At 65.3% G+C, this 19,861-nt stretch carries 21 protein-coding genes, 1 tRNA gene and 1 pseudogene; 14 read left to right on the forward strand and 9 right to left on the reverse strand.

What is annotated here, in order from left to right:
• Window positions 1-201: 201 nt before the first annotated feature.
• From IVA91_RS27605 to mnmA, 4 genes are all read right to left on the reverse strand, one after another.
• A tRNA-Met gene (locus IVA91_RS27605) sits at window positions 202-278 on the reverse strand.
• 256 nt (window positions 279-534) lie between these two features.
• Complete coding sequence (locus IVA91_RS27610) at window positions 535-891, reverse strand: hypothetical protein (protein ID WP_247280363.1); 357 nt, start codon at window positions 889-891, stop codon at window positions 535-537.
• A 46-nt stretch (window positions 892-937) separates the two neighbouring features.
• Window positions 938-1,576, reverse strand: coding sequence for a class I SAM-dependent methyltransferase (locus tag IVA91_RS27615; RefSeq protein WP_247280364.1), 639 nt, complete (start codon window positions 1,574-1,576; stop codon window positions 938-940).
• 262 nt (window positions 1,577-1,838) lie between these two features.
• Window positions 1,839-3,020: a tRNA 2-thiouridine(34) synthase MnmA gene (mnmA, locus tag IVA91_RS27620; RefSeq protein WP_247280365.1), complete on the reverse strand. Its 1,182-nt coding sequence runs from the start codon at window positions 3,018-3,020 to the stop codon at window positions 1,839-1,841.
• 346 nt (window positions 3,021-3,366) lie between these two features.
• Here mnmA and IVA91_RS27625 point away from each other — a divergent pair, with 346 nt between their 5' ends.
• The 9 genes from IVA91_RS27625 (at window position 3,367) to IVA91_RS27665 (ending at window position 13,107) form a co-directional block, all read left to right on the forward strand.
• Window positions 3,367-4,998 carry a flagellar hook-length control protein FliK gene (locus IVA91_RS27625; protein WP_247280366.1) on the forward strand — a complete coding sequence of 544 codons (1,632 nt, stop codon included), beginning with the start codon at window positions 3,367-3,369 and terminating at the stop codon, window positions 4,996-4,998.
• A gap of 12 nt (window positions 4,999-5,010) precedes the next feature.
• Window positions 5,011-5,718, forward strand: a complete 708-nt coding sequence (locus IVA91_RS27630; protein WP_247280367.1) for a flagellar hook capping FlgD N-terminal domain-containing protein — start codon at window positions 5,011-5,013, stop codon at window positions 5,716-5,718.
• A 372-nt stretch (window positions 5,719-6,090) separates the two neighbouring features.
• Window positions 6,091-6,366, forward strand: coding sequence for a DUF1153 domain-containing protein (locus tag IVA91_RS27635; RefSeq protein ID WP_002714638.1), 276 nt, complete (start codon window positions 6,091-6,093; stop codon window positions 6,364-6,366).
• Window positions 6,367-6,545: 179 nt separating this feature from the next.
• Window positions 6,546-8,156 carry a flagellar basal-body MS-ring/collar protein FliF gene (gene fliF, locus IVA91_RS27640; protein WP_247280368.1) on the forward strand — a complete coding sequence of 537 codons (1,611 nt, stop codon included), beginning with the start codon at window positions 6,546-6,548 and terminating at the stop codon, window positions 8,154-8,156.
• A 32-nt stretch (window positions 8,157-8,188) separates the two neighbouring features.
• Entirely contained in the window at window positions 8,189-9,286 is a 1,098-nt protein-coding gene (gene fliG / locus IVA91_RS27645; protein ID WP_247280369.1) for a flagellar motor switch protein FliG, read from the forward strand.
• Window positions 9,286-9,909 (forward strand): FliH/SctL family protein, encoded by a 624-nt coding sequence (locus IVA91_RS27650; protein ID WP_247280370.1) that lies wholly within the window; start codon window positions 9,286-9,288, stop codon window positions 9,907-9,909. Before fliG ends, IVA91_RS27650 begins: the two co-directional genes overlap by 1 nt.
• Before the next feature lie 3 nt (window positions 9,910-9,912).
• Window positions 9,913-10,263, forward strand: coding sequence for a flagellar motor switch protein FliN (fliN, locus tag IVA91_RS27655; RefSeq protein ID WP_247280371.1), 351 nt, complete (start codon window positions 9,913-9,915; stop codon window positions 10,261-10,263).
• Window positions 10,264-10,317: 54 nt separating this feature from the next.
• On the forward strand, window positions 10,318-11,703 hold the full coding sequence (locus tag IVA91_RS27660; RefSeq protein WP_247280372.1) for a sigma-54 dependent transcriptional regulator: 1,386 nt from the start codon (window positions 10,318-10,320) through the stop codon (window positions 11,701-11,703).
• 255 nt (window positions 11,704-11,958) lie between these two features.
• A complete protein-coding gene (locus tag IVA91_RS27665) occupies window positions 11,959-13,107 on the forward strand; it encodes a M20 family metallopeptidase (protein ID WP_247280373.1) in 1,149 nt (382 codons plus the stop codon).
• A 115-nt stretch (window positions 13,108-13,222) separates the two neighbouring features.
• Here IVA91_RS27665 and IVA91_RS27670 read toward each other — a convergent pair whose 3' ends face one another.
• The 5 genes and pseudogenes from IVA91_RS27670 to IVA91_RS27690 form a co-directional block, all read right to left on the reverse strand.
• Window positions 13,223-13,378, reverse strand: a complete 156-nt coding sequence (locus IVA91_RS27670) for a hypothetical protein (RefSeq protein ID WP_247280374.1) — start codon at window positions 13,376-13,378, stop codon at window positions 13,223-13,225.
• A gap of 95 nt (window positions 13,379-13,473) precedes the next feature.
• Complete coding sequence (locus tag IVA91_RS27675) at window positions 13,474-14,055, reverse strand: flavin reductase family protein (protein WP_247280375.1); 582 nt, start codon at window positions 14,053-14,055, stop codon at window positions 13,474-13,476.
• 32 nt (window positions 14,056-14,087) lie between these two features.
• Complete coding sequence (locus IVA91_RS27680; protein ID WP_247280376.1) at window positions 14,088-14,924, reverse strand: ATP-binding cassette domain-containing protein; 837 nt, start codon at window positions 14,922-14,924, stop codon at window positions 14,088-14,090.
• 7 nt (window positions 14,925-14,931) lie between these two features.
• On the reverse strand, window positions 14,932-15,738 hold the full coding sequence (gene ssuC / locus IVA91_RS27685; RefSeq protein WP_247280377.1) for an aliphatic sulfonate ABC transporter permease SsuC: 807 nt from the start codon (window positions 15,736-15,738) through the stop codon (window positions 14,932-14,934).
• Window positions 15,735-16,631, reverse strand: a pseudogene (locus tag IVA91_RS27690) (LLM class flavin-dependent oxidoreductase); the annotation flags it as partial. The pseudogene IVA91_RS27690 and the gene ssuC, both read right to left, overlap by 4 nt.
• 374 nt (window positions 16,632-17,005) lie before the next feature.
• Between IVA91_RS27690 and IVA91_RS27695 the strand changes: the two are divergent.
• The 5 genes from IVA91_RS27695 (at window position 17,006) to IVA91_RS27715 (ending at window position 19,681) form a co-directional block, all read left to right on the forward strand.
• Window positions 17,006-17,293 (forward strand): hypothetical protein, encoded by a 288-nt coding sequence (locus IVA91_RS27695; RefSeq protein WP_247459541.1) that lies wholly within the window; start codon window positions 17,006-17,008, stop codon window positions 17,291-17,293.
• Between the two features lie 84 nt (window positions 17,294-17,377).
• Window positions 17,378-18,349, forward strand: coding sequence for a hypothetical protein (locus IVA91_RS27700; protein WP_247459543.1), 972 nt, complete (start codon window positions 17,378-17,380; stop codon window positions 18,347-18,349).
• An 86-nt stretch (window positions 18,350-18,435) separates the two neighbouring features.
• Complete coding sequence (locus tag IVA91_RS27705) at window positions 18,436-18,687, forward strand: hypothetical protein (RefSeq protein ID WP_247459545.1); 252 nt, start codon at window positions 18,436-18,438, stop codon at window positions 18,685-18,687.
• An 11-nt stretch (window positions 18,688-18,698) separates the two neighbouring features.
• Window positions 18,699-19,490, forward strand: coding sequence for a hypothetical protein (locus tag IVA91_RS27710; RefSeq protein ID WP_247459547.1), 792 nt, complete (start codon window positions 18,699-18,701; stop codon window positions 19,488-19,490).
• Window positions 19,490-19,681, forward strand: a complete 192-nt coding sequence (locus IVA91_RS27715; RefSeq protein WP_247459549.1) for a helix-turn-helix transcriptional regulator — start codon at window positions 19,490-19,492, stop codon at window positions 19,679-19,681. Before IVA91_RS27710 ends, IVA91_RS27715 begins: the two co-directional genes overlap by 1 nt.
• The last annotated feature ends 180 nt before the right edge of the window (window positions 19,682-19,861 follow it).

A 19,861-nucleotide genomic window follows, 5' to 3' on the forward strand; every position in this document is an offset into this window, starting at 1 on the left:
CCATCCATGCTGGCCTCCCGCCCAGCCAGCATGGTGAATCAGAAACGAACTGATTTGGGAATCCCAAATCGATTCAACCAAACCCCATCCCGCTTTAGCTTGACATTGATGAGCGACCGTTCCGGATGTATCAATGAGACATCCCTCGCGTCGAAATATCGATCGACCAAGTCTTGGGAAATCAAATGTGTACGCTGGATCTGGTAGCGGGGGAGGGACTCGAACCCCCGACCCCAGGATTATGATTCCCGTGCTCTAACCAGCTGAGCTACCCCGCCACAGGGATCGCGGCGGCGCATAATGCCGATCTCGCGAACGCGCGGCATATAAGGAAGGGGGCGGCGGGAAGTCAATCCGCGTTTGCTAAAAGCTTCGGCGCGCCAAGGCGCTCGAGGTGGAAAAGCGGTCGATTTCGCCCCCGGAATTGTCCGGCTTAACGCACCAGACTCGCGGAAGTCCCCTCAACCGGAATCCCGCGCTTTCTGCGCGGATTCGAGCCTCTCCCCGCAGGCGGGGGAGAGGCGAAGAATCGGCCTATTTCGGCCTCACGTTCGGGTCGCCGCCAGGGCTGCCGGGGGGTGGGATCACCGGGGTGTTGCCGCCGGTGTCGGGCGCTGGGGCATGCATCTCGGGGTCAATGCCGGAGGGCGGGCAGAGCACGCCCTCGGATTTGGCCAGCTTGTCGCCGAGCGGTTCCCGGGACTGGCCCGTGGTCGTGCCGTCAGCCGGGCGGTTCGGGCGGTCCTGCGGTGTACAATTGGCCGCATGTTGCGGGGATGGCGGCGCGGTCTGTTGTGGCGGCGTCGCCGGGGCGGGCGGGGCCTGCGCGATCGCGCTGCCAGAGGCGGCGATCAGCAGGCCCGCTAGGATGATGTTTGATGTCGTGCGCATGGGAAGGAAACGCGCGTCTCGCGCGCCCCGTTCCCTGCCCGCACGATCACGATTTGCGGTAGCGGATCAGCGAAAAATGGCCCATCGGCGGCATGGGGCGGCGCTCGGCAAGCGTGACGCCGCCGTGCCTTGCGGCCCAGCTGACGAGGCGGGCCCACGGGAATTCCGGGCGCCAGCCGAGGCGGCGGGCGACAGGTGCGAAGGCGAGTTCGAACAGCTTTCGCGGGCCGCTCTCGGCGCCGATGTGGTTGACGAGGATCAGTTCGCCCCCGGGCTTCAAGACACGCACGAATTCGTCGAGCGTGCCTTCCGGATCGGGCACGGCGGTGATGACATATTGCGCAACCACCGCGTCGAAGAAATTTTCGGGGAAGGCGAGATTCTTCGCGTCCATCACCGAGAGCACTTCGACGTTGGAGAGCCTGAGCGCACGCACACGCGCCTGCGCCTTGCGCAGCATCGGCTCGGAGATGTCGACGCCGCAGATTTTCGTGGTGCGCGCATAATCCGAGAGCGACAGGCCGGTGCCGACGCCGACGTCGAGGATGCGGCCGCCGATGCGGTCGGCCTCCGCGATAGTCGACTGCCGTCCGGCGTCGAACACCTTGCCGAACACGAGATCATAGACCGGCGCCCAGCGGCCATAGGCCTTCTCGACCCCGGCCCGCGAGATGTCTGCTGCCATGCCCCTGCCCCGGATACTTAAAGCGAAAAGAGTCCTGGTTGAATTGGTGAAGGCCGCGGGCTCAGTCCACCACTCCCATAGGGAGAGATCGAATCGCATCGGAAGATGCGATCCGGGTGAGGGGTTGCGGTCTTAATCACAGCCGCGGCCCCTCACCCGGATTGCCCTGGACGATGCTTGGCATCGCCAGCCGCAATCCGACCTCTCCCCTCCGGGGAGAGGTGAACCCAGACCAACCGGTTGTGCTTGATATCGTCATCCGTCAGCCGCGGACCGCCTCAGCAAGCGGCCTTGCCGTGCTGCTCGCAAGTTTCGCCGCGGCGCTCTGAATAAAACCGCCGCCGAGCACGCGCGCCTGTCCGCCAGGTGCGTCGTAGAACACGCAGGCCTGGCCCGGCGAGACGCCCTCCTCGCCGGCGACGAGCTCGACCTCGTAATGACCATTGCCGCCGCGCAGCCACGCCGGCTGGGGGCTCCGGGTCGAGCGCACGCGCACGAACATTTCGAGGCCGCCGCCGATCGCGCCGTCGATGTCGCCATCGCCGATCCAGTTGACGTCGCGCAGCACGATGCGGTGCATCTTCAGGGCATCGCGCGGACCGACCACGACGCGGCGGTTTGCGGCATCCAGCCGCACCACGAACAGCGGCGCGGTCGCCGCGATGCCGAGGCCGCGGCGCTGGCCGACGGTGAAATTGGCGATGCCGTTGTGCTGGCCGAGCACGCGTCCGTCGAGATCGACAATGTCGCCGGGATCCATCGCGTTCGGCCGCAGCCGGGTGATGATGTCGGTGTAGCGCCCGGTCGGCACGAAGCAGATGTCCTGGCTGTCGTGCTTGTCGGCGACCGCGAGCCCAAACCGGCGCGCGAGCTCACGCGTCTGCGGCTTGGTCATGTCGCCGAGCGGAAAGCGCAGGAAGCCGAGCTGCTCGCGCGTGGTCGCGAACAGGAAATAGCTCTGGTCGCGGTCGCTGTCGGCTGCGCAGACCAGCGCGCGCGAGCCGTCATTGAGGCGCCGCGAGGCGACGTAATGGCCGGTGGCGAGCGCGGTGGCGCCCAGTTCGCGCGCGGTCTTCAGGAGATCGCGGAACTTGACCGAGCGGTTGCACTCGATGCACGGCACCGGCGTCTCACCGAGCGCGTAGCTGTCGGCAAAGTTGTCGATGACGGATTCGCGAAAACGGTCCTCGTAGTCGAGCACGTAATGGGGAATGCCGAGCTTGGCGGCGACGTCGCGGGCGTCGTGGATGTCTTGGCCGGCGCAGCAGGCGCCCTTGCGATGGGTCGCGGCACCATGATCGTAGAGCTGGAGCGTGATGCCGACCACGTCGTAGCCCTCAGCCTTGAGCAGCGCAGCCGTCGTCGAGGAATCGACGCCGCCCGACATGGCAACGACGACCCTGGTATCCTCAGGACGGCCTTCGAGATCCAGACTGTTGAGCATCGGCCTTAGGTTCTGACGGCAGCGCGCGGCGCATCCGCGATTTCTTGCTTCTCGCGGGACATCGGCGATCCCCGGGAACTTCAGTTCCCGAAAGGCACGAGGGCCCCCGGTCGAAAGCGGCTGAGAGTGACCTCTTTAATATAGGCGGCATTCCGGTGAAGCAATCACGCGGGCGGCCAGCTGAGGGCAATTCTTGCCGGGGAGGCAGAAATGACGGGGTCGCGGCAGGCGATCGGCGGCCGCACCAAGACATCAAAGTATTGATTTTATTGCCGAAACACCCAGGAAGGGACCCTGGCCCGCTCCTTGCTACCCTCATGCCATAGAAGTTTCCAAGGGGTCTCCTGTGGTTGGTCGGACATCAGATGTCGTGGCAAGCGTGCAAGTCCAAAGCGCGCAGCAGAAGCCTGCCCGGTCGCAAGCCGCGAAAGACGCGTCCGCGGCCGATTCCTTCGGCTCGCTGGTCGACAGCAACACCCAGGCAATCAGCAACAATACAGGCTCGCAGGCGCAGGACACCGTGCCGCGCCGGAGCGACTCTGCTTCGTCGCCCTCCTTGGACAGAAATGCGCGCGACACCTCGTCCGCGGACGAGCCCTCGCAGAGCAGGGCGAGTGATGGCGCCGACGCGTCGGCGCCCGCCAAGACCGATGACGAGAACGACAAGACGAGCGACACGATGGCCGATCCGGCCAAGGACGCCGGCAAGACCAAGGACAAGGCGGAGGCCTCCGACGCCGAATCGGCGGACAAGTCCGACGAGACCAAGGGAAACAAGACCGACGGCACCGACACTCTTACCGCCGCCGTCGACGCGACTACCGCCGCAACGACCGATGCGAGCCAGATCGCCGTGCCCGATCCGAACGCGGTCGTCGCTGCCGCCCCGGTCGTGCCAGTCGATCCGGCTGCGAACCAGGCCACCAACGCGGCCTCCCCCTTGACCATCGCCGCCGCCGGCCTCGCCGCGAGCGCCTCCACCGCAGCACAGATCCAGGGCGCCAAGACCGACAGTGCCACCGCGGGCGACAAGAGCGCCAAGACCGCGAGCGCCAAGGTCGATGCGGACACCACGACCACGCTCGGCGAGACCGCGACCGGCACGAGCGAAGCCACCGCGACCGATGCGAAAGCCAATGGCGGCCTGATCGCCGTGGACCAGGGCACGCCGAAGACCTCGTTCAAGGCCGCGGCCACGGCGCAAGCCCAGACCGACATCTCCAATATCGGCCAGGGCACCGGCAAGGCAAACGCCGCCACGCCACCAGCAGCGGGCGCAGCGACCCTCGACGCCGCCGCGCCTCCGCAGGCCGCCAGGGCGCAGGCAGATGACGGAACGGCTGACGCCAAGGCAGCCGGCACCGAGCGCACCGCTGATGCGGCATCCGGCGCGTCCGCCACGCACGCTCATGCGGGGCCGCAGCCAACTGTCGCCACGACGGATACCAGCGCACAAGCCACCTCGGCCGTGCAGGCGCCGCTGACCAATACCACCTCGGCTGCGACCGCATCGACCGCGACGCTCACCGCGAGCGCGGCAAGCCACACGACGGTGCCGATCAGCGGCGTCCCGATCGAGATCGCGGCCGCGATACGCGCCGGCAAGTCGCGGTTCGACATCAGCCTCGATCCGATCGATCTCGGCAGGATCGACGTCCGCATCAATGTCGACCGCAACGGCCAGGTCACCTCGCATCTCACCGTGGAGAAGCCGGAGACCCTGCAAATGCTGCGTCAGGACGCGCCGCAACTGCAGCGCGCGCTCGACGATGCCGGCTTCAAGACCGGCAGCAACGGGTTGTCCTTCAGCCTGCGCGACCAGAATTCATCCAACCAGAACTCCGGCCAGGACAACGACAATGGCGGCAATGCCCGCCGGCTGATCATCAGTGAGGACGAAACCGTTGCAGCCGTGCCCGTCGGGCGCAGCTACGGCCGCATGCTCGGATCGAGCAGCGGCGTCGACATCAGAGTGTAAGGAGTGTTCGACATGGCCACCACGAATGCCGCCACCGCCCCTTCCGTCGTCTCCGGGACGACCGACATCCCCAAGTCCTCGTCGAGCTCGAGCCTGGGCTCGTCCACCGGCGCGACGCTCGCCGGCAATTTCCAGACGTTCCTGACGCTGCTGACGACGCAGCTGCAGAACCAGAACCCGCTCGATCCGCTCGACACCAACCAGTTCACTCAGCAGCTGGTGCAGTTCGCCGGCGTCGAGCAGCAGCTCAAGACCAACGATTCGCTGGCCCAGCTCGTCACCCTCCAGCAGACCACGCAGGCAACCCAGGCGCTGGGCTTCGTCGGCAAGACCGCCCTGGTCGACGGCTCGACCGCGACCATGAAGAACTCGTCGGCGACCTGGCATCTCAACGTGCCCTCCGATTCGACCGTCGACATCACCGTCGCAAATGCCAGCGGTCAGACCGTGTTCACCGGCAAATATACCGCCGCCGCCGGCACCGACATCCCCTTCACCTGGAACGGCATGGGCAATGACGGCACGCAATGGCCCGACGGCAAGTACACGATCTCGGCCACGGGCAAGGATGTAGCGAACAACACTGTCGGCATCGCCGCGCAGGTGCAAGGCACGGTATCGTCGGTCGACCTGACCCAGTCGCCGCCGCTGCTCACCATCGACGGCGCCAGCTACACCCTGAGCCAGGTGAAGAGCATCATCGCCACCGCCAGCAATTAAGAGAGGTGCCGCTACACACTCGGTGTCGTTCCGGCGAAAGCCAAGACCTTACCGCGTGATCCATCGATGAGGCCCTGGTAGCAGCACCACTTTTCTCACCCAGGAGTCCTCGCCAAGCTGCTGGGGTCGCGACCTTCGCCGGGACGACAATTCGGGGCCTCCCAACCCCGCGCTCAGGCCTCGTTCGTTAGTAAAGCATTTACGAAATGCCTCCTGACCGGCCTGGACGCCCCCGTCCCGCCCGCGGAGACGAGCGCGTTCCAGCCAGTTTCAACGAGAATTGTATTGAAGCCTTAGGCTTAGCGGATTTTTAAGCCGCGACGCGTAGGGTTACTGGCGTGAGTTCAGTGGTTGAGAGTTTGTGAGTACGCCATGACAGAACCCCATCGCCCGAGGGTAAAATACGTCATCGGGCCGGACGGCAGTCCGTTGACGATCGCGGATCTGCCTGCACCCGGCACCAAACGCTGGGTCATCCGCCGCAAGGCCGAGGTCGTCGCCGCCGTCCGTGGCGGACTTCTCTCCCTCGAGGAGGCCTGTAGCCGTTATACCCTGACGGTCGACGAATTCCTCTCCTGGCAGTTTTCCATCGACCAGCACGGTCTGGCGGGTCTTCGCACCACCCGCATCCAGCAATATCGCCAGTAAGCGATCCGGAAACCTGCGGCTTTTGACGAAAATCGGCCTCGCGAGGCCGATTTTTTTCATGACGTTAACTTTTGTCCGACCTCTTAACCGTCGTTAACCATATCGAAACCATCACCTAGGCAATAATTGCCCACTCGGCCTTTCCAGTGAAAGCGGCCGAAGCTGGTTGGGGCGGTTGCTTGCAAGGTCTTGCGGACTTTTTGAAAAGTATCGGAGCCGCCCGATTCGGGGCGATGATCGCGGTCACCGCCGCGCTCATCGGCTTTTTCGCGTTCGTCATCATGCGCGTGACCACGCCGCAGATGACGACCCTGTTCACGGACCTCAGCGTCGAGGATTCCTCGGGCATCATCAAGGACCTGGAACGCCAGGGTATCCCGTTCGAGATCCGCAACGAGGGCTCCATCATCATGGTGCCCAAGGACAAGGTCACGCGCCTGCGGATGAAGCTCGCCGAGGGCGGCCTGCCGAAGGGGGGCGGCGTCGGCTACGAGGTGTTCGACAAGTCGGACGCGCTCGGCACCACCTCTTTCGTCCAGAACATCAATCACCTTCGCGCCCTGGAGGGCGAGCTCGCCCGCACCATCCGCGCCATTGACCGCATCCAGGCCGCCCGCGTCCACCTCGTGTTGCCCGAGCGCCCGCTGTTCGCGCGCGAGGCGCCAGAGCCGTCGGCCTCGATCGTGGTCCGCGTCCGCGGCTCACTGGAAGCCCAGCAGATCCGCGCCATCCGCCACCTCGTCGCCTCCGCCGTCAACGGGCTGAAGCCGCAGCGGGTCTCAATCGTCGACGAGGCCGGCCAGCTGCTCGCCGACGGCGCCGCGACCGATCCGGAGCAGGCGGTCGGCGACGAGCGCCGCATCGCCTTCGAGAAGCGGATGCGCAAGCAGGTCGAGGACATCGTCTCCTCCGTGGTCGGCTCGGGACGCGCCCGCGTGCAGCTCTCCGCCGATTTCGACTTCAACAAGGTCACCCAGACCTCGGACAAATTCGACCCCGAAGGCCGCGTGCTGCGCTCGAGCCAGACTCGTGAAGAGCAGAGCATGACCGCCGACAACAACGGCCAGGTCACCGTCAACAACGAGCTGCCCGGCAACCAGCAGAACAACGGCGTCGCGGCCAAGGACCAGAGCAAGAAGAGCGAAGAGACCAACAATTACGAGATCTCCCGCATCACCAAGACCGAAGTGACCGAGGCCGGCCGGGTGAACCGCATCTCGGTCGCGGTGCTGGTCGACGGCATCTACTCCAAAAACGACAAAGGCGAGCTCGCCTATCAAGACCGCACCAAGGAGCAGCTCGACCGCATCGCAGCGCTGGTGCGCTCGGCGATCGGCTTTGACCAGAAGCGCGGCGACCAGGTCGAGGTCGTCAATCTGCGCTTTGCCGACGCCCCCTCTACAGCGCCGATCGGCGAGCCTGGCGGCTTCCTCGGCATGCTCCAGTTCACCAAGGACGACGTCATGTACTTCGTCGAGCTCGGCGTGATGATGCTGCTCGGCCTGGTCGTGCTGTTCCTGGTGATCCGCCCGCTGGTCAAGCGCATCCTGGCCTCCGACGAGATGGCTGCCGCAATCTCCGGCGTGCTCAGCGGCCCGGCGGGCTCCGAAGAGGCCGTGCCCGCCGGCCAGCCGCTCCTGCCGAACGCCGCCGCAAGCGCGATCGACGTCGCCACCATCCAGGGCCAGGTCCACGCCCAGTCTGTTCATCGCGTCGGCGAGCTCGCCGAGCGCAATCCCAACGAAACCGTCGCCATCATCCGCCAGTGGCTGACCGAACCCGCGAAATAACCCCAGCCAACTGAATCAAAAAGTGATCTGACATGGCCGCCGCATTGCAAAACGCCAACAGCAACGACATCACCAGCGTGATCTCCACGCTCGGTCAGCGGGCCAACACCCGTGCCAAGGACGGCAGGCCGGCCGAGCAATTGTCCGGACCGAAGCGCGCCGCGATCCTGATGCTGGCGCTGGGCGAGCAATATGGCGGCAAGATCTGGTCGCTGCTCGACGACGACGAGGTGCGCCAGCTCTCGCTGGAGATGTCGACGCTCGGCACCGTCGAGGTCGACACCGTCGAGGACATGCTGCTCGAATTCGTCTCGCGCATGTCGGCCTCGGGCGCGCTGATGGGCAATTTCGACGCCACTGAGCGGCTGCTCCAGCAGTACCTGCCGCCGGAGCGCGTCAACGGCATCATGGACGAGATCCGCGGCCCCGCCGGCCGCAACATGTGGGAAAAGCTCTCCAACGTGCAGGAAGAGGTGCTCGCGAACTATCTCAAGAACGAATATCCGCAGACCATCGCGGTGGTGCTGTCGAAGCTGAAGCCGGAGCACGCCGCCCGTGTGCTCGGCATCTTCCCCGAGGAACTCGCGCTCGACGTCGTCAACCGCATGCTGAAGATGGAAGCGGTGCAGAAGGAGGTGATCGAGAGCGTGGAGAAGACGCTGCGCACCGAGTTCATGTCCAACCTGTCGCAGACCCGCCGCCGCGACGCCCACGAGGTGATGGCGGAAATCTTCAACAATTTCGACCGCCAGACCGAGACCCGCTTCATCACGTCGCTGGAAGAGGACAACCGGGAATCGGCCGAGCGCATCAAGGCGCTGATGTTCACCTTCGACGACCTCGTCAAGCTGGATTCCGGCTCGGCCCAGACCCTGATGCGCAATGTCGACAAGGACAAGCTCGGCGTCGCGCTCAAGAGCGCCAACGAGGACGTCCGCAGCTTCTTCTTCGGCAACATGTCATCGCGCGCGGCCAAGATGCTCCAGGACGACATGGCGGCGATGGGCCCCGTGCGTCTGCGTGATGTCGACGAAGCGCAGGCGCTGCTCGTCAACCTCGCCAAGGACCTCGCCGCCAAGGGCGAGATCATGCTGACCAAGAACCGCGCCGACGACGAGCTGGTGTACTGATGGGCGCTCCGGCAAAATTCCTGTTCGATACCGACTTCGCCGCACCCGAACGCTCGAGCCGCGAGAAACCCGCGACGGCGGCCGAGATCGCCCAGAAGATCGCGGAAGCCGAGGCACGCGCCTATCAGGACGGCTTTGCCGCCGGCCAGCGCGAGGCCAAGGCCGAGAGCGACCGCCGCGTTGCGCTGGCCATGGAGGAGATCAACATCGCGATCCGGGGCATCGCCTCCGGGATCGGCAACATCGAGTCCAAGATGGAGACCGAGGCTGTCGACGTCGCGCTCGCGGTGGCCCGCAAACTGTGCGCCGATCTGGTCGCCGCCGAGCCGCTCGGCGAGATCGTCGCACTCGTCAAGGACTGCTTCTCGCATTTGGTGGCGACGCCGCATCTCGTCGTCCGCATCAACGACGCGCTCTACGACGCTGCGCGCGACAAGATCGAGCGGCTCGCCAAGCAGAGCGGCTTCGAGGGCCGGCTGGTGATCCTGGCTGAGCCGGAGATTGCCACCGGCGACTGCCGAATCGAATGGGCCGATGGCGGCGTCGTGCTGGAGCGCGGCGCCATCGCGGCCAAGATCGACGAAATGGTCGGACGCTACATCGCGTCCCGCAGGGGGAATTAAGCCATGAGCGACACCGACGGACAGGTCCCGCTGCCCGATCTCAACGGCCCGATGCCGCCGACCGGTACCGATGTCGGCTACACCGAGGACGAATATGCCTCGCGCGTTGCTGCCGACCTCGAAGCCGTGTTCGACGTGCCGGTGCAGGTCTCGGCCGTGCTCGGCCGCTCCAAGATGGACGTCGGCGAGCTCTTGAAGCTCGGGCCCGGCACCGTGCTCGAGCTCGACCGCCGCGTCGGCGAGGCCATCGACATCTACGTCAACAACCGGCTCGTCGCCCGCGGCGAGGTGGTGCTGGTCGAAGATAAGCTCGGCGTGACCATGACCGAAATCATCAAGACCGAACGCGGTTAGCACAAATAAAGACAATGACGCGCAACGGCGCGACCAGACGGACAGGAGACTGACATGCGGCTTCTCATCGTTGGCACCTTGAAGGGCCAGCTCACCACGGCCACCAAGATCGCGATGGAGAACGGCGCCACCGTGACCCATGCTGAGGATCACGAGCAGGCGATGCGCGTCCTGCGCAGCGGCAAGGGGGCCGACCTCCTGCTGGTCGACGTCGCGCTCGACATCCGCGACCTCGTGATTCGGCTGGAGGCGGAGCACATCCACGCTCCGATCGTCGCCTGCGGCATCACCAACGACGCCCGCGCCGCGGTCGCCGCGATCCATGCCGGCGCCAAGGAATACATCCCGCTGCCGCCGGATCCGGAGCTGATCGCGGCGGTGTTGGGTGCCGTTGCCAACGATTCCCGCGAGCTGGTCTATCGCGACGAGGCGATGGCCAAGGTGATCAAGCTTGCCCAGCAGATCGCAGGCTCCGACGCCTCGGTGATGATCACCGGCGAGTCCGGCACCGGCAAGGAAGTGCTGGCCCGTTACGTCCACACCCGCTCGGCCCGCGCCAAGCGTCCGTTCATCTCGATCAACTGCGCCGCTATCCCTGAGCATCTGCTGGAATCCGAGCTGTTCGGCCACGAGAAGGGCGCCTTCACCGGAGCGATCGCCCGCCGCATCGGCAAGTTCGAGGAGGCGACGGGGGGCACGCTGCTGCTCGACGAAATCTCGGAGATGGACGTCCGCTTGCAATCGAAGCTGCTGCGCGCCATCCAGGAGCGCGTGATCGATCGCGTCGGCGGCACCAAGCCTGTCGCCGTCGACATCCGCATCATCGCGACCTCGAACCGCAATTTGGCTGAGGCCGTGCGCGAAGGCACGTTCCGCGAGGATCTGCTGTTCCGTCTCAACGTCGTGAATTTGAAGATCCCGCCGCTGCGCGAGCGCCCCGCCGACATCCTCGAGCTCGCCCAGCACTTCGTGAAGAAATATGCCGAGGCCAACGGCGTGCCGCTGCGCCCGATTTCGGCGGAGGCGCGCCGCGTGCTCTCCACCAACCGCTGGCAGGGCAACGTCCGCGAGCTCGAAAACACCATGCATCGCGCGGTGCTGATGGCGCAGGGCGACGAGATCGGCGCCGACGCAATCATCACGCCGGATGGTGACCGCCTCGACCTCGCCAGGACCGCGCCGGCCGTGGCGCATGCGACAATGGCCGCCGAGCAGGTGACACGTGCGCTCGTGGGCCGCACCGTCGCCGATGTCGAGCGCGACCTCATCCTGGAGACGCTGAAGCACTGCCTCGGCAACCGCACCCATGCCGCCAACATCTTAGGAATCTCAATCCGCACGCTGCGCAACAAGCTCAACGAATACGCCGACGGCGGCATCCCGATCCCGCCCGCAGGCACCCCGGGCGAATATCCGCGCATGCCGATGGTAGGGGCGTAGGCGGCGCTCACGCTGATCGAGAATGTAGATGCCCGGGCCGGTCCCGGGCACTTTGTTTGACGCAGGCTGCCAACCTCGTCATTGCGAGCGCAGTGAAGCAATCCAGAATCCCTCCGCGGCGACACTCTGGATTGCTTCGCTTCGCTCGCAATGACGAACCTCAAGAGCATCCTTCGCATGACGGAACCGCGTCCCGTGGCTAGGCCATCCGCGCGCCAAGCACTATAACTCCGCGAGAACCACACGAGGATAAACATGTCGGAAGCTCAAATCACGGACTGGCTGGCGTCGCAGCGGCAGGCGATGATCGATCTGTTGCGCGATGTCGTGAACATCGATTCCGGATCCTACGACAAGGAAGGTGTCGATGCGGTCGGTGCGCGGTTCGAGCGGCATTTTTCCGAGCTTGGCATTCCGTTCCGCCGCGAAAGCCACGGCACGTTTGGCGACGCGATCCATGCCGAAGTCGCAAAGCCCGGCAGCAACGAGAAGCCGGTGCTGTTGATGGGGCATCGCGACACCGTGTTCGGCAAGGGCGAGGCCGGACGGCGTCCGTTCACCATCAGGGACGGCCGCGCCTATGGACCCGGCGTGGCCGACATGAAGTCCGGGCTCGTCATGAACGTGTTCGTGGCGACCGCCTTCCACAAGTTCGGCGGCAATCCGCATCCAATCAAGCTGCTGATCACCTCGGACGAGGAGATCGGCTCGCCCTCCTCGCGGCCGGTGATCGAGCGCGAAGGACGCGCCGCGCGCGCCGTGTTCAACGCCGAGCCGGGCCGCCCCACGGGGAATATCGTCACCGGGCGCAAGGGCGGCATCTTCATGCATTTCGCCATCACCGGCAAAGCCGCCCATTCCGGCGCCAATTTCGCCGCCGGCGTCAGCGCGATCGGCGAGCTCGCGCACAAGATCGTGCAGATCCACGCGCTGACCAATCTCGACAAGGGTATCACGCTCAACGTCGGCTTGGTCTCGGGCGGACAATCCGTCAACACCACGGCGCCTTACGCGGAAGGCCAGATCGATCTGCGCTATGTCGATCCCGCAGACCGCGCGACGGTGATGACCGCGATCGAGCAGATCATCGCGACGCCCTATGTGCCAGGCACCAGCGCGACGCTGACCATCAAGGGCGAGTTCGTGCCGGTGGTGCAGAGCGCGGAGTCGAAAGCGCTGTTTGACGGCTATCGGGCCGCCGCCAGAGAGGTTGGCCTTGCCACGCTCCAGGGCGAGTTCTCGGGCGGCTGCGCCGATTCCGGCTTCACCGCCGCGGTGGGCACGCCGACCATCTGCGGCCTTGGCCCGGTCGGCGGGCTCGCGCACACGCCGGAGGAATATCTCGAGCTCGACAGCATCGTGCCGCGCGCGCAGGCGCTCGCGCTGGCGATTCTAAGAGGGTGAGGGAGGCGCCGTAGGGTGGGCAAAGGCGCGCCTGCGCCGTGCCCACCATTTGGCTTCGCTGGGTAGAAGTGGTGGGCACGCTTCGCTTTGCCCACCCTACGAGACCCGCCAAACTCTACGAATAACTCGGCGCGTCGGGCCTGCGGAAGATGTGGATGGGGTCGCCCGGCACGATCGGTTCGCCGCTGAACATCGCGTAGGCGTAGAGCACGAGATAGGCAATCGCGAGCGCGCCGATGGCGTAGAAGGCCCAGGTCGCGACGCGCTTCATCCATCCGCTCCATTGCCGCCCCCGATCCGGAAGGCTCAGGCGCTTCTAAAGCGGTGGCGGGGAAAACGCCAGCCTTGCGCGAGCGATGGCGGCGATCAAATGCCGCGCCGGGCGCGCGCAGGGACGCTGACGTCTGCAAGCTTGACCGCGTCTTCGTCCTGGTCGACGGCCACGTACTGGCCGTGCCAATAAGCCAGCGCCGCAGTCCGCCTCGAGCTCTTGATATCCCTGACACGGCCGATGACTATGCCGTGCGAATGCCGCTCGATGATCTCCTCGACCTCGCAATCGAACGCCGACAAGGCGCCGACCAGGAGCGGAACGCCCGACACCGCCCTCACCCATTGGGCGCCCGCGAAACGGTCGGCGCCCTTCAACCCGCCCTTGCCGGCAAAACGTTCGGCGACATCGAGCTGATCGGCATTGAGGATATTCACGCCGAAGGCACCATGGCGGCGGATCAGCGGAAAGGACGAGGCATCGCGATTGATGCTGACCAGCAGCGTCGGCGGCTCGACCGACAGCGAGGTCACCGAGGTCACCGTCATGCCGCTGATGTCGCTGCCCCGCCCGGCGGTGATGACGCTGACGCCGCCGGTGAGATGGCGCAAGGCGCCGCGGAAATCGGCGGACGAGACGGGGATTTCGGTCATGAGATCGCGGGGCACTACATTCATGGCGTTGCTCCCCCAAGCGGGGTTCCCTGTATTTAGGTACGATCGTCCGCCGATAACAGGTGGTTCAGGATCGAGCCTTCGAGGCCCGCAAGCTCAGCTGAGCCACGCTGGCGCGGCCGGGCCGCGTTAACCGTGACGTCATGAGCGATCCGGCCCTCCTCGATCACCAGCACCCGGTCTGCGAGCGCGACGGCCTCGGAGACGTCGTGGGTGACAAGGATCGCGGTAAAGCCCTGGTCGCGCCAGACGCGTTCCAAAAGGCGCTGCATCGAAATCCGGGTCAGCGCGTCCAGCGCACCGAGCGGCTCGTCGAAGGCGAGCACGCGCGGCCGGGAGACCAGCGCGCGACCGAGTGCGACGCGCTGCTTCTGGCCGCCCGACAGCACCGAGGGCCATTGGTCGCGCTTCTCGGCCAGCCCGACCTCGCTCAGGGCTTTCTCGGCGCGCGCATGCGCATCCTCCGACGCGCGATCGCGGCCGAGCCCGACCTCGACATTGGCGAGCACACGCGCCCAGGGCAACAGCCGCGGCTCCTGGAACATGACGCGGATGTCCTCGGGCTGGATATCCTGGCCGAAGCTGATGCTGCCGGCGTCGATCTTCTCCAGGCCGGCGATGAGGCGCAGCAGCGTGCTCTTGCCGCAGCCGCTCTTGCCGACGATGGCGACGAACTGGCCGGCGGGAATGTGCAAATCGATGCCGCGCAGCACCTCGTTGTCGCCGAAGGATTTGCGCAAGCCCCGGATGCTGAGCGGCAAACCCGCGGCAGTCGCCGGGCGCTCCTCGCGCACCATACGGGCATGTGGCGCGAAATTGGCGCGGCTGGCGAGGTCGGTTTCCGGAAGGGAGCTACGAAGCGCTGTCTGCATGTCACTCTCAACGTTTCTGGAAGGCGGGGTGCCAAGAGAGCGTCAGGCGCTCCAGCACGCGGGAGGCACTGTCGGCGAGCTTGCCAAGCAGGGCATAGATCAGGATCGAAAGCACGACGACGTCGATCAGCATGAACTCGCGCGCCTGCATCGCCATGTAGCCGAGGCCCGAGGACGCCGCGATGGTCTCGGCGACGATCAGGGTCAGCCACATGATTCCGAGCGCGAAGCGGATGCCGACGAAGATCGAGGGCAGCGCGCCCGGGAAGATCACCCGGCGAAACAATTCGCCATCGGTCATGCCGTAGATGCGGCCCATCTCGATCAGCTGCGGATCGACCGTGCGTATGCCGTGCAGCGTGTTGAGGTAGATCGGGAAGAAGACTCCGAGTACCACCAGGAACAGCTTTGCGCTCTCGTCGATGCCGAACCACAGGATGACCAGCGGGATCAGCGCCAGATGCGGCACGTTGCGCACCATCTGCAGCGTGGTGTCGGTGAGCTTGGCCGAGAGCTGCGACAGGCCGTTGGCGAGCCCGAACGCGAAGCCGATGCTGCCGCCGATCAAGAAGCCGATCGAGGCGCGCCAGAACGAGACCCAGATGTTGCGGACGAGCTCGCCGGAGAGCAGCAGCTTCCAGCCTGCGAGCATGACGTCGCTGGGCGCCGGCAGAACCCGCGTCGGCACGAAGCCAGTGACGCTCGCGACCTGCCAGATCGCGATGATGGCGAGCGGCACGATCCACTGAATGAGGCCGTCTGCCCGCGGCAGGCGTACGCTGCGCGGAAGGGCAATGCTGTCGATCACGCTCATGATTGCGACACCCGATGCTGCGGACGGAAATCGCTGCCGACCGTTTCGCCGAAGGGACCGCCGTTGAAGTGCAGCTTCGTCACGTTGCTGGGCTGCTCCAGCGAGAGCAGCGGGAAGACCAGCTCGGCAAAGCGATAGGCTTCCTCCAGATGCGGGTAGCCCGACATGATGAAGGTATCGATGCCGAGGTCCTGATACTCCCTGATGCGCGTTGCGACGGTCTGGGCATCGCCGACCAGCGCCGTGCCGGCGCCGCCGCGCACGAGGCCGACGCCGGCCCACAGGTTCGGAGCGATCTCCAGCTTGTCGCGCCTGCCGCCGTGGAGCTGCGCCATGCGCTGCTGGCCGACGGAGTCCATACGGGCAAAATTCTTCTGCGCCAGCGCGATGGTCTCGTCGCTGACATGCTTGATCAGCTCGTTCGCGGCACGCCAGGCCGCTTCATTGGTCTCGCGGACGATCACGTGAAGCCGGATCCCGAAGGACAATTTTCTGCCGCGCGCGGCGGCGACGTCCCTCACCTTCGCGATCTTCTCGGCAACAAGAGCCGGCGGCTCGCCCCAGGTGAGATATTTGTCCACGGTGTCCACCGCGACATCGATGCCGGCATCCGACGAACCGCCGAAATAGAGCGGCGGGCGCGGCGACTGCACCGGCGGAAACAAGAGCTTGCCGCCCTCGATATGGATATGCTTGCCCTCGGCATTGACGGTCTTGCCGGCGAGCAGATCGCCATAGACGTTGAGGAACTCGCGGGTGACCTCGTAGCGCTCGTCATGGCCGAGGAAAATGCCGTCGCCCTTGTTCTCGACGGGATCGCCGCCCGTGACGACGTTGACGAGAAGCCGACCGTTCGAGATGCGATCGAGCGTCGCCGTCATGCGTGCGGCCACGAAAGGCTTTTTTCTGCGGAAATACGCAGCCTTTCTGGCTCTTCCCCACCTTCTTCCCCACCTCCGCTTCTTCCCCACCTTAGCGGGTCCAGCCGGGCGCGAGCGCTCGCGGGCCGTAGGGTTCTGTTAACCCTCCCGCCTTCGTTTTTGAAAAGAGCTTTGTGTTTTTAAAAATGCGCCGTACGATGCGCTCACCCGGCAATCCCGCCGGGGAAACGGAGGCCCCCATGCTGTGGGTGCTTTCCGTGACTTGGAAAGGAAAGAGGGTCAGCCTCACCATAAGCCTGACCCTCTGGAACTTCTAAAGTCCGGTGGCGGAGGGGCAGAACGCCCCTCCGTTATCCGGAACATAGCAACGACAGGGAGCCCCCGCAATGGCCTATAAGCACCTCACCCCGGAGACGGTCGCCCGGATCGCCGCCAAGTACGACTTCCGCCCGGACGAACGCACCGTGACGGGCAACGCGAAGCAAGCCGACGAATACCACGGCACGGTGTGCGAAGGCTTCGACGGCGACACCAAGCGCTTTTGGGGCTGCGACTCCACGGGCCGGTACGACGCCGCCTTGTTACTGGACGGCTACCTTTCGCAAGTGGCCTATGAGGCGGAGGCCGACGCGAAGGCCCACCGCAAGTTCTGCCGGGACGCCTACGGGGATTAATCGGCTGTTAACCATCGTACTACGCAACCGTTGCGTACGCATCGGTTGCGCAGTAGAGTCTTCGCATCACCCGGAGACAGTGACATGGACTTCACCACCATTAAGACCCACCTCACCGAACGCCGCGCCGCGATGGTGGACGCCGCAATCACCAAGCTTGAAGACGGCATCAAGGCGGGCGTGATCCGCAACGTTGACTTCACCGACGCCAAGGACACGCTTAACCGCGCCGTCGAAGAGAGCGCCGAAGCCTTCTTGGCCACCGGCCCGCACGAACACAAGCACCACCAATCCGATTGGTGGCTCGCCGCCTACCACGGGGACGCCTTCGTGCGCGGCGCGGCCGGGCTCCCGACGGCGCACAAGCGCGCGTCCAAGGTCCCGGCGCTGAAGGACTACACCGCGTTCATCGCCGCGTGGCTCCCCGCCCATGAGTTGATTCAGAAGGCGAAGCCCCTTGTTGCCAAGCGCGGTTCGGCGAAGCTTCCGGTTGTGAAGAGCGAAGCGCAGATGGCCCGCGACGCCGCCACGATGACTTGCCAGTGCTGCGGCAAGAAGTTCTTGGCCAACACCGGCACTATTGCCCATCACGGCTACCAGCGCCCGGGCGGCGGGTGGCAAACGGCATCGTGCAGCGGCGCCAAGTTCGCCCCGTTCGAAGTGAGCCGCGACCGCTTGGGCGGTTTGATTAAGGGCCTGAAGAAGTGGAAGGCCGACGCGGTGAAGGCCCGCGCGAGCGTCGAAGCGGAAGAAGCTCCGGTGCGGATCACCTTCACGGACTACGCGGAGAAGGCCGACGCGTGGGGCCGCCGCCCGGAGAAGGCCGCCGACGTGACGCGCGAGACCTTCGCCGCGATCCGCGCGGAGAACGAAGTGTCCCTCCGCCTCTATTCGTGGGCGCACGACTTCGACTCCATCAAGAAGCGGGACCTTAAAGACCGCGCCGCCGACATTAAGAACGTGACCGCAGAGATTGAAGCGCAGCAAGCGCGGTTCGATGGGTGGAAGAAAACCCACGAATGGGACAACGCCAACAAGGAGTGGCGGCCGGTTTAACCGGCCGTTAACCATCTCACTACGCAACCATTGCGTACGCATCCGTTGCGCAATAAGGTCTTCCCAGCAACACGGGAGACAGTCACATGACCACCGCCGCCAACGACAACGTTCTGAAGTTCACCACCGGCTTTTATGCCACCCGCTCCATTTGCGATCATGATTGCATCTTCCGTTTCGAAGTCGTCGGCCGCACCGACAAGACCGTTACCATTCGCTCGCGCGATGGCCGCGAGACCCGCCGCAAGGTCCGCATCTCCAACGGCATGGAAGCAATCGACCCCATGGGCCGCTTTTCCATGTCGCCCGTTCTCTCCGCCGACGACCGCGTGCAGTAAGGAGCGGGACCATGGCCGACCAACTCTTTACCCGCTACGGCGAGCCCCACACCGGAGCCGTTGGCTACAACGACAAGGGCGCCGCCTACACCACTCGCCGCCGCAAGTGCAACCGCTGCGGCGGTGCGGGCCGTGCGCAGAAGTGGGCGCACACCGGCTACACCTGTTTTGATTGCGGCGGTAGCGGTGACGGCGGTGTGGAAGTCGTCAAGCTCTACACGGCCGAACGCCTCGCGAAGCTCAACGCGACAAAGGACAAGGCCGACGCGCGCCGCGCGGCGAAGGCCAAGGAGCGCGCCGACGCTATCGAAGCCGAACGCGCGGGCCGCCGCGACGCCTTCCGCGCCGACTATGCGCAGTTGTATGAAATCGCCGCCCCGCACATGGACGTTGAGTTCATCGCCGACGTGATGGGCCGCGCCACGGAGCGCGCTTCGATCACCTTCAAGCAAGCCGCCGCGGTTGTGGACGCCGTGGCCCGGATCGAAGAGCGGGCGGCACAGCGCGCCGCGTCGCGCCACGTCGGCAAGGTAGGCGAGCGCCTGAAGGGCTTGGACGTGACGGTGGCCCGCGTTGCCAGTTTCCAGCGCCCGGCCTTCAACGCCCCGTGGACCACGGATACGGTGTGGATTGTCACGATGTACGACGCCGCCGGGCATTGCATCGTGTCCAAGTCTTCGTCATTCCGTGCGGAGGCGGGCGAGCGCTTCAGCATCTCCGCGACCGTGAAAGAGCACAGCCAATATGACGACGAAGCGCAAACCGTCGTCCAGCGCATCAAGGCGAAGGAGGCCGTGACATAATGGACGCCCGCGAGTTCAACGCCGTGGTGGAGCGGCTGAAGTTCCGGAACCAAGAGCACGTCGCCGAGTCCATCGGCGTCACGCTCCGGACCGTGAACGGCTACGCGAACGGCGGGACCATCCCGGAGCCCGTCGCCCGGCTCTTGCGCCTTATGGATCGCCTGAAGGTCAACCCGGATTCGGTGCGGTAGCGTTCGCAGCGCGCCCCGCCCGTGCGTTATTCCGGACTGGCCGGGACCCAAGAGCCCGAAGCATGGAGCCCCACTGTATGGGGCTCTTATTGCGTCGGCACTCCGCCAAGATCAGAAACCACAGCGCGAGCGCCGTTAGCGGGTTCGTTAGGCCAATCCACCGGGGCCGCCTGCGTGGCC

Origin of the sequence: Bradyrhizobium sp. 153, assembly GCF_023073835.1 — a bacterium.
Taxonomy (GTDB): domain Bacteria; phylum Pseudomonadota; class Alphaproteobacteria; order Rhizobiales; family Xanthobacteraceae; genus Bradyrhizobium.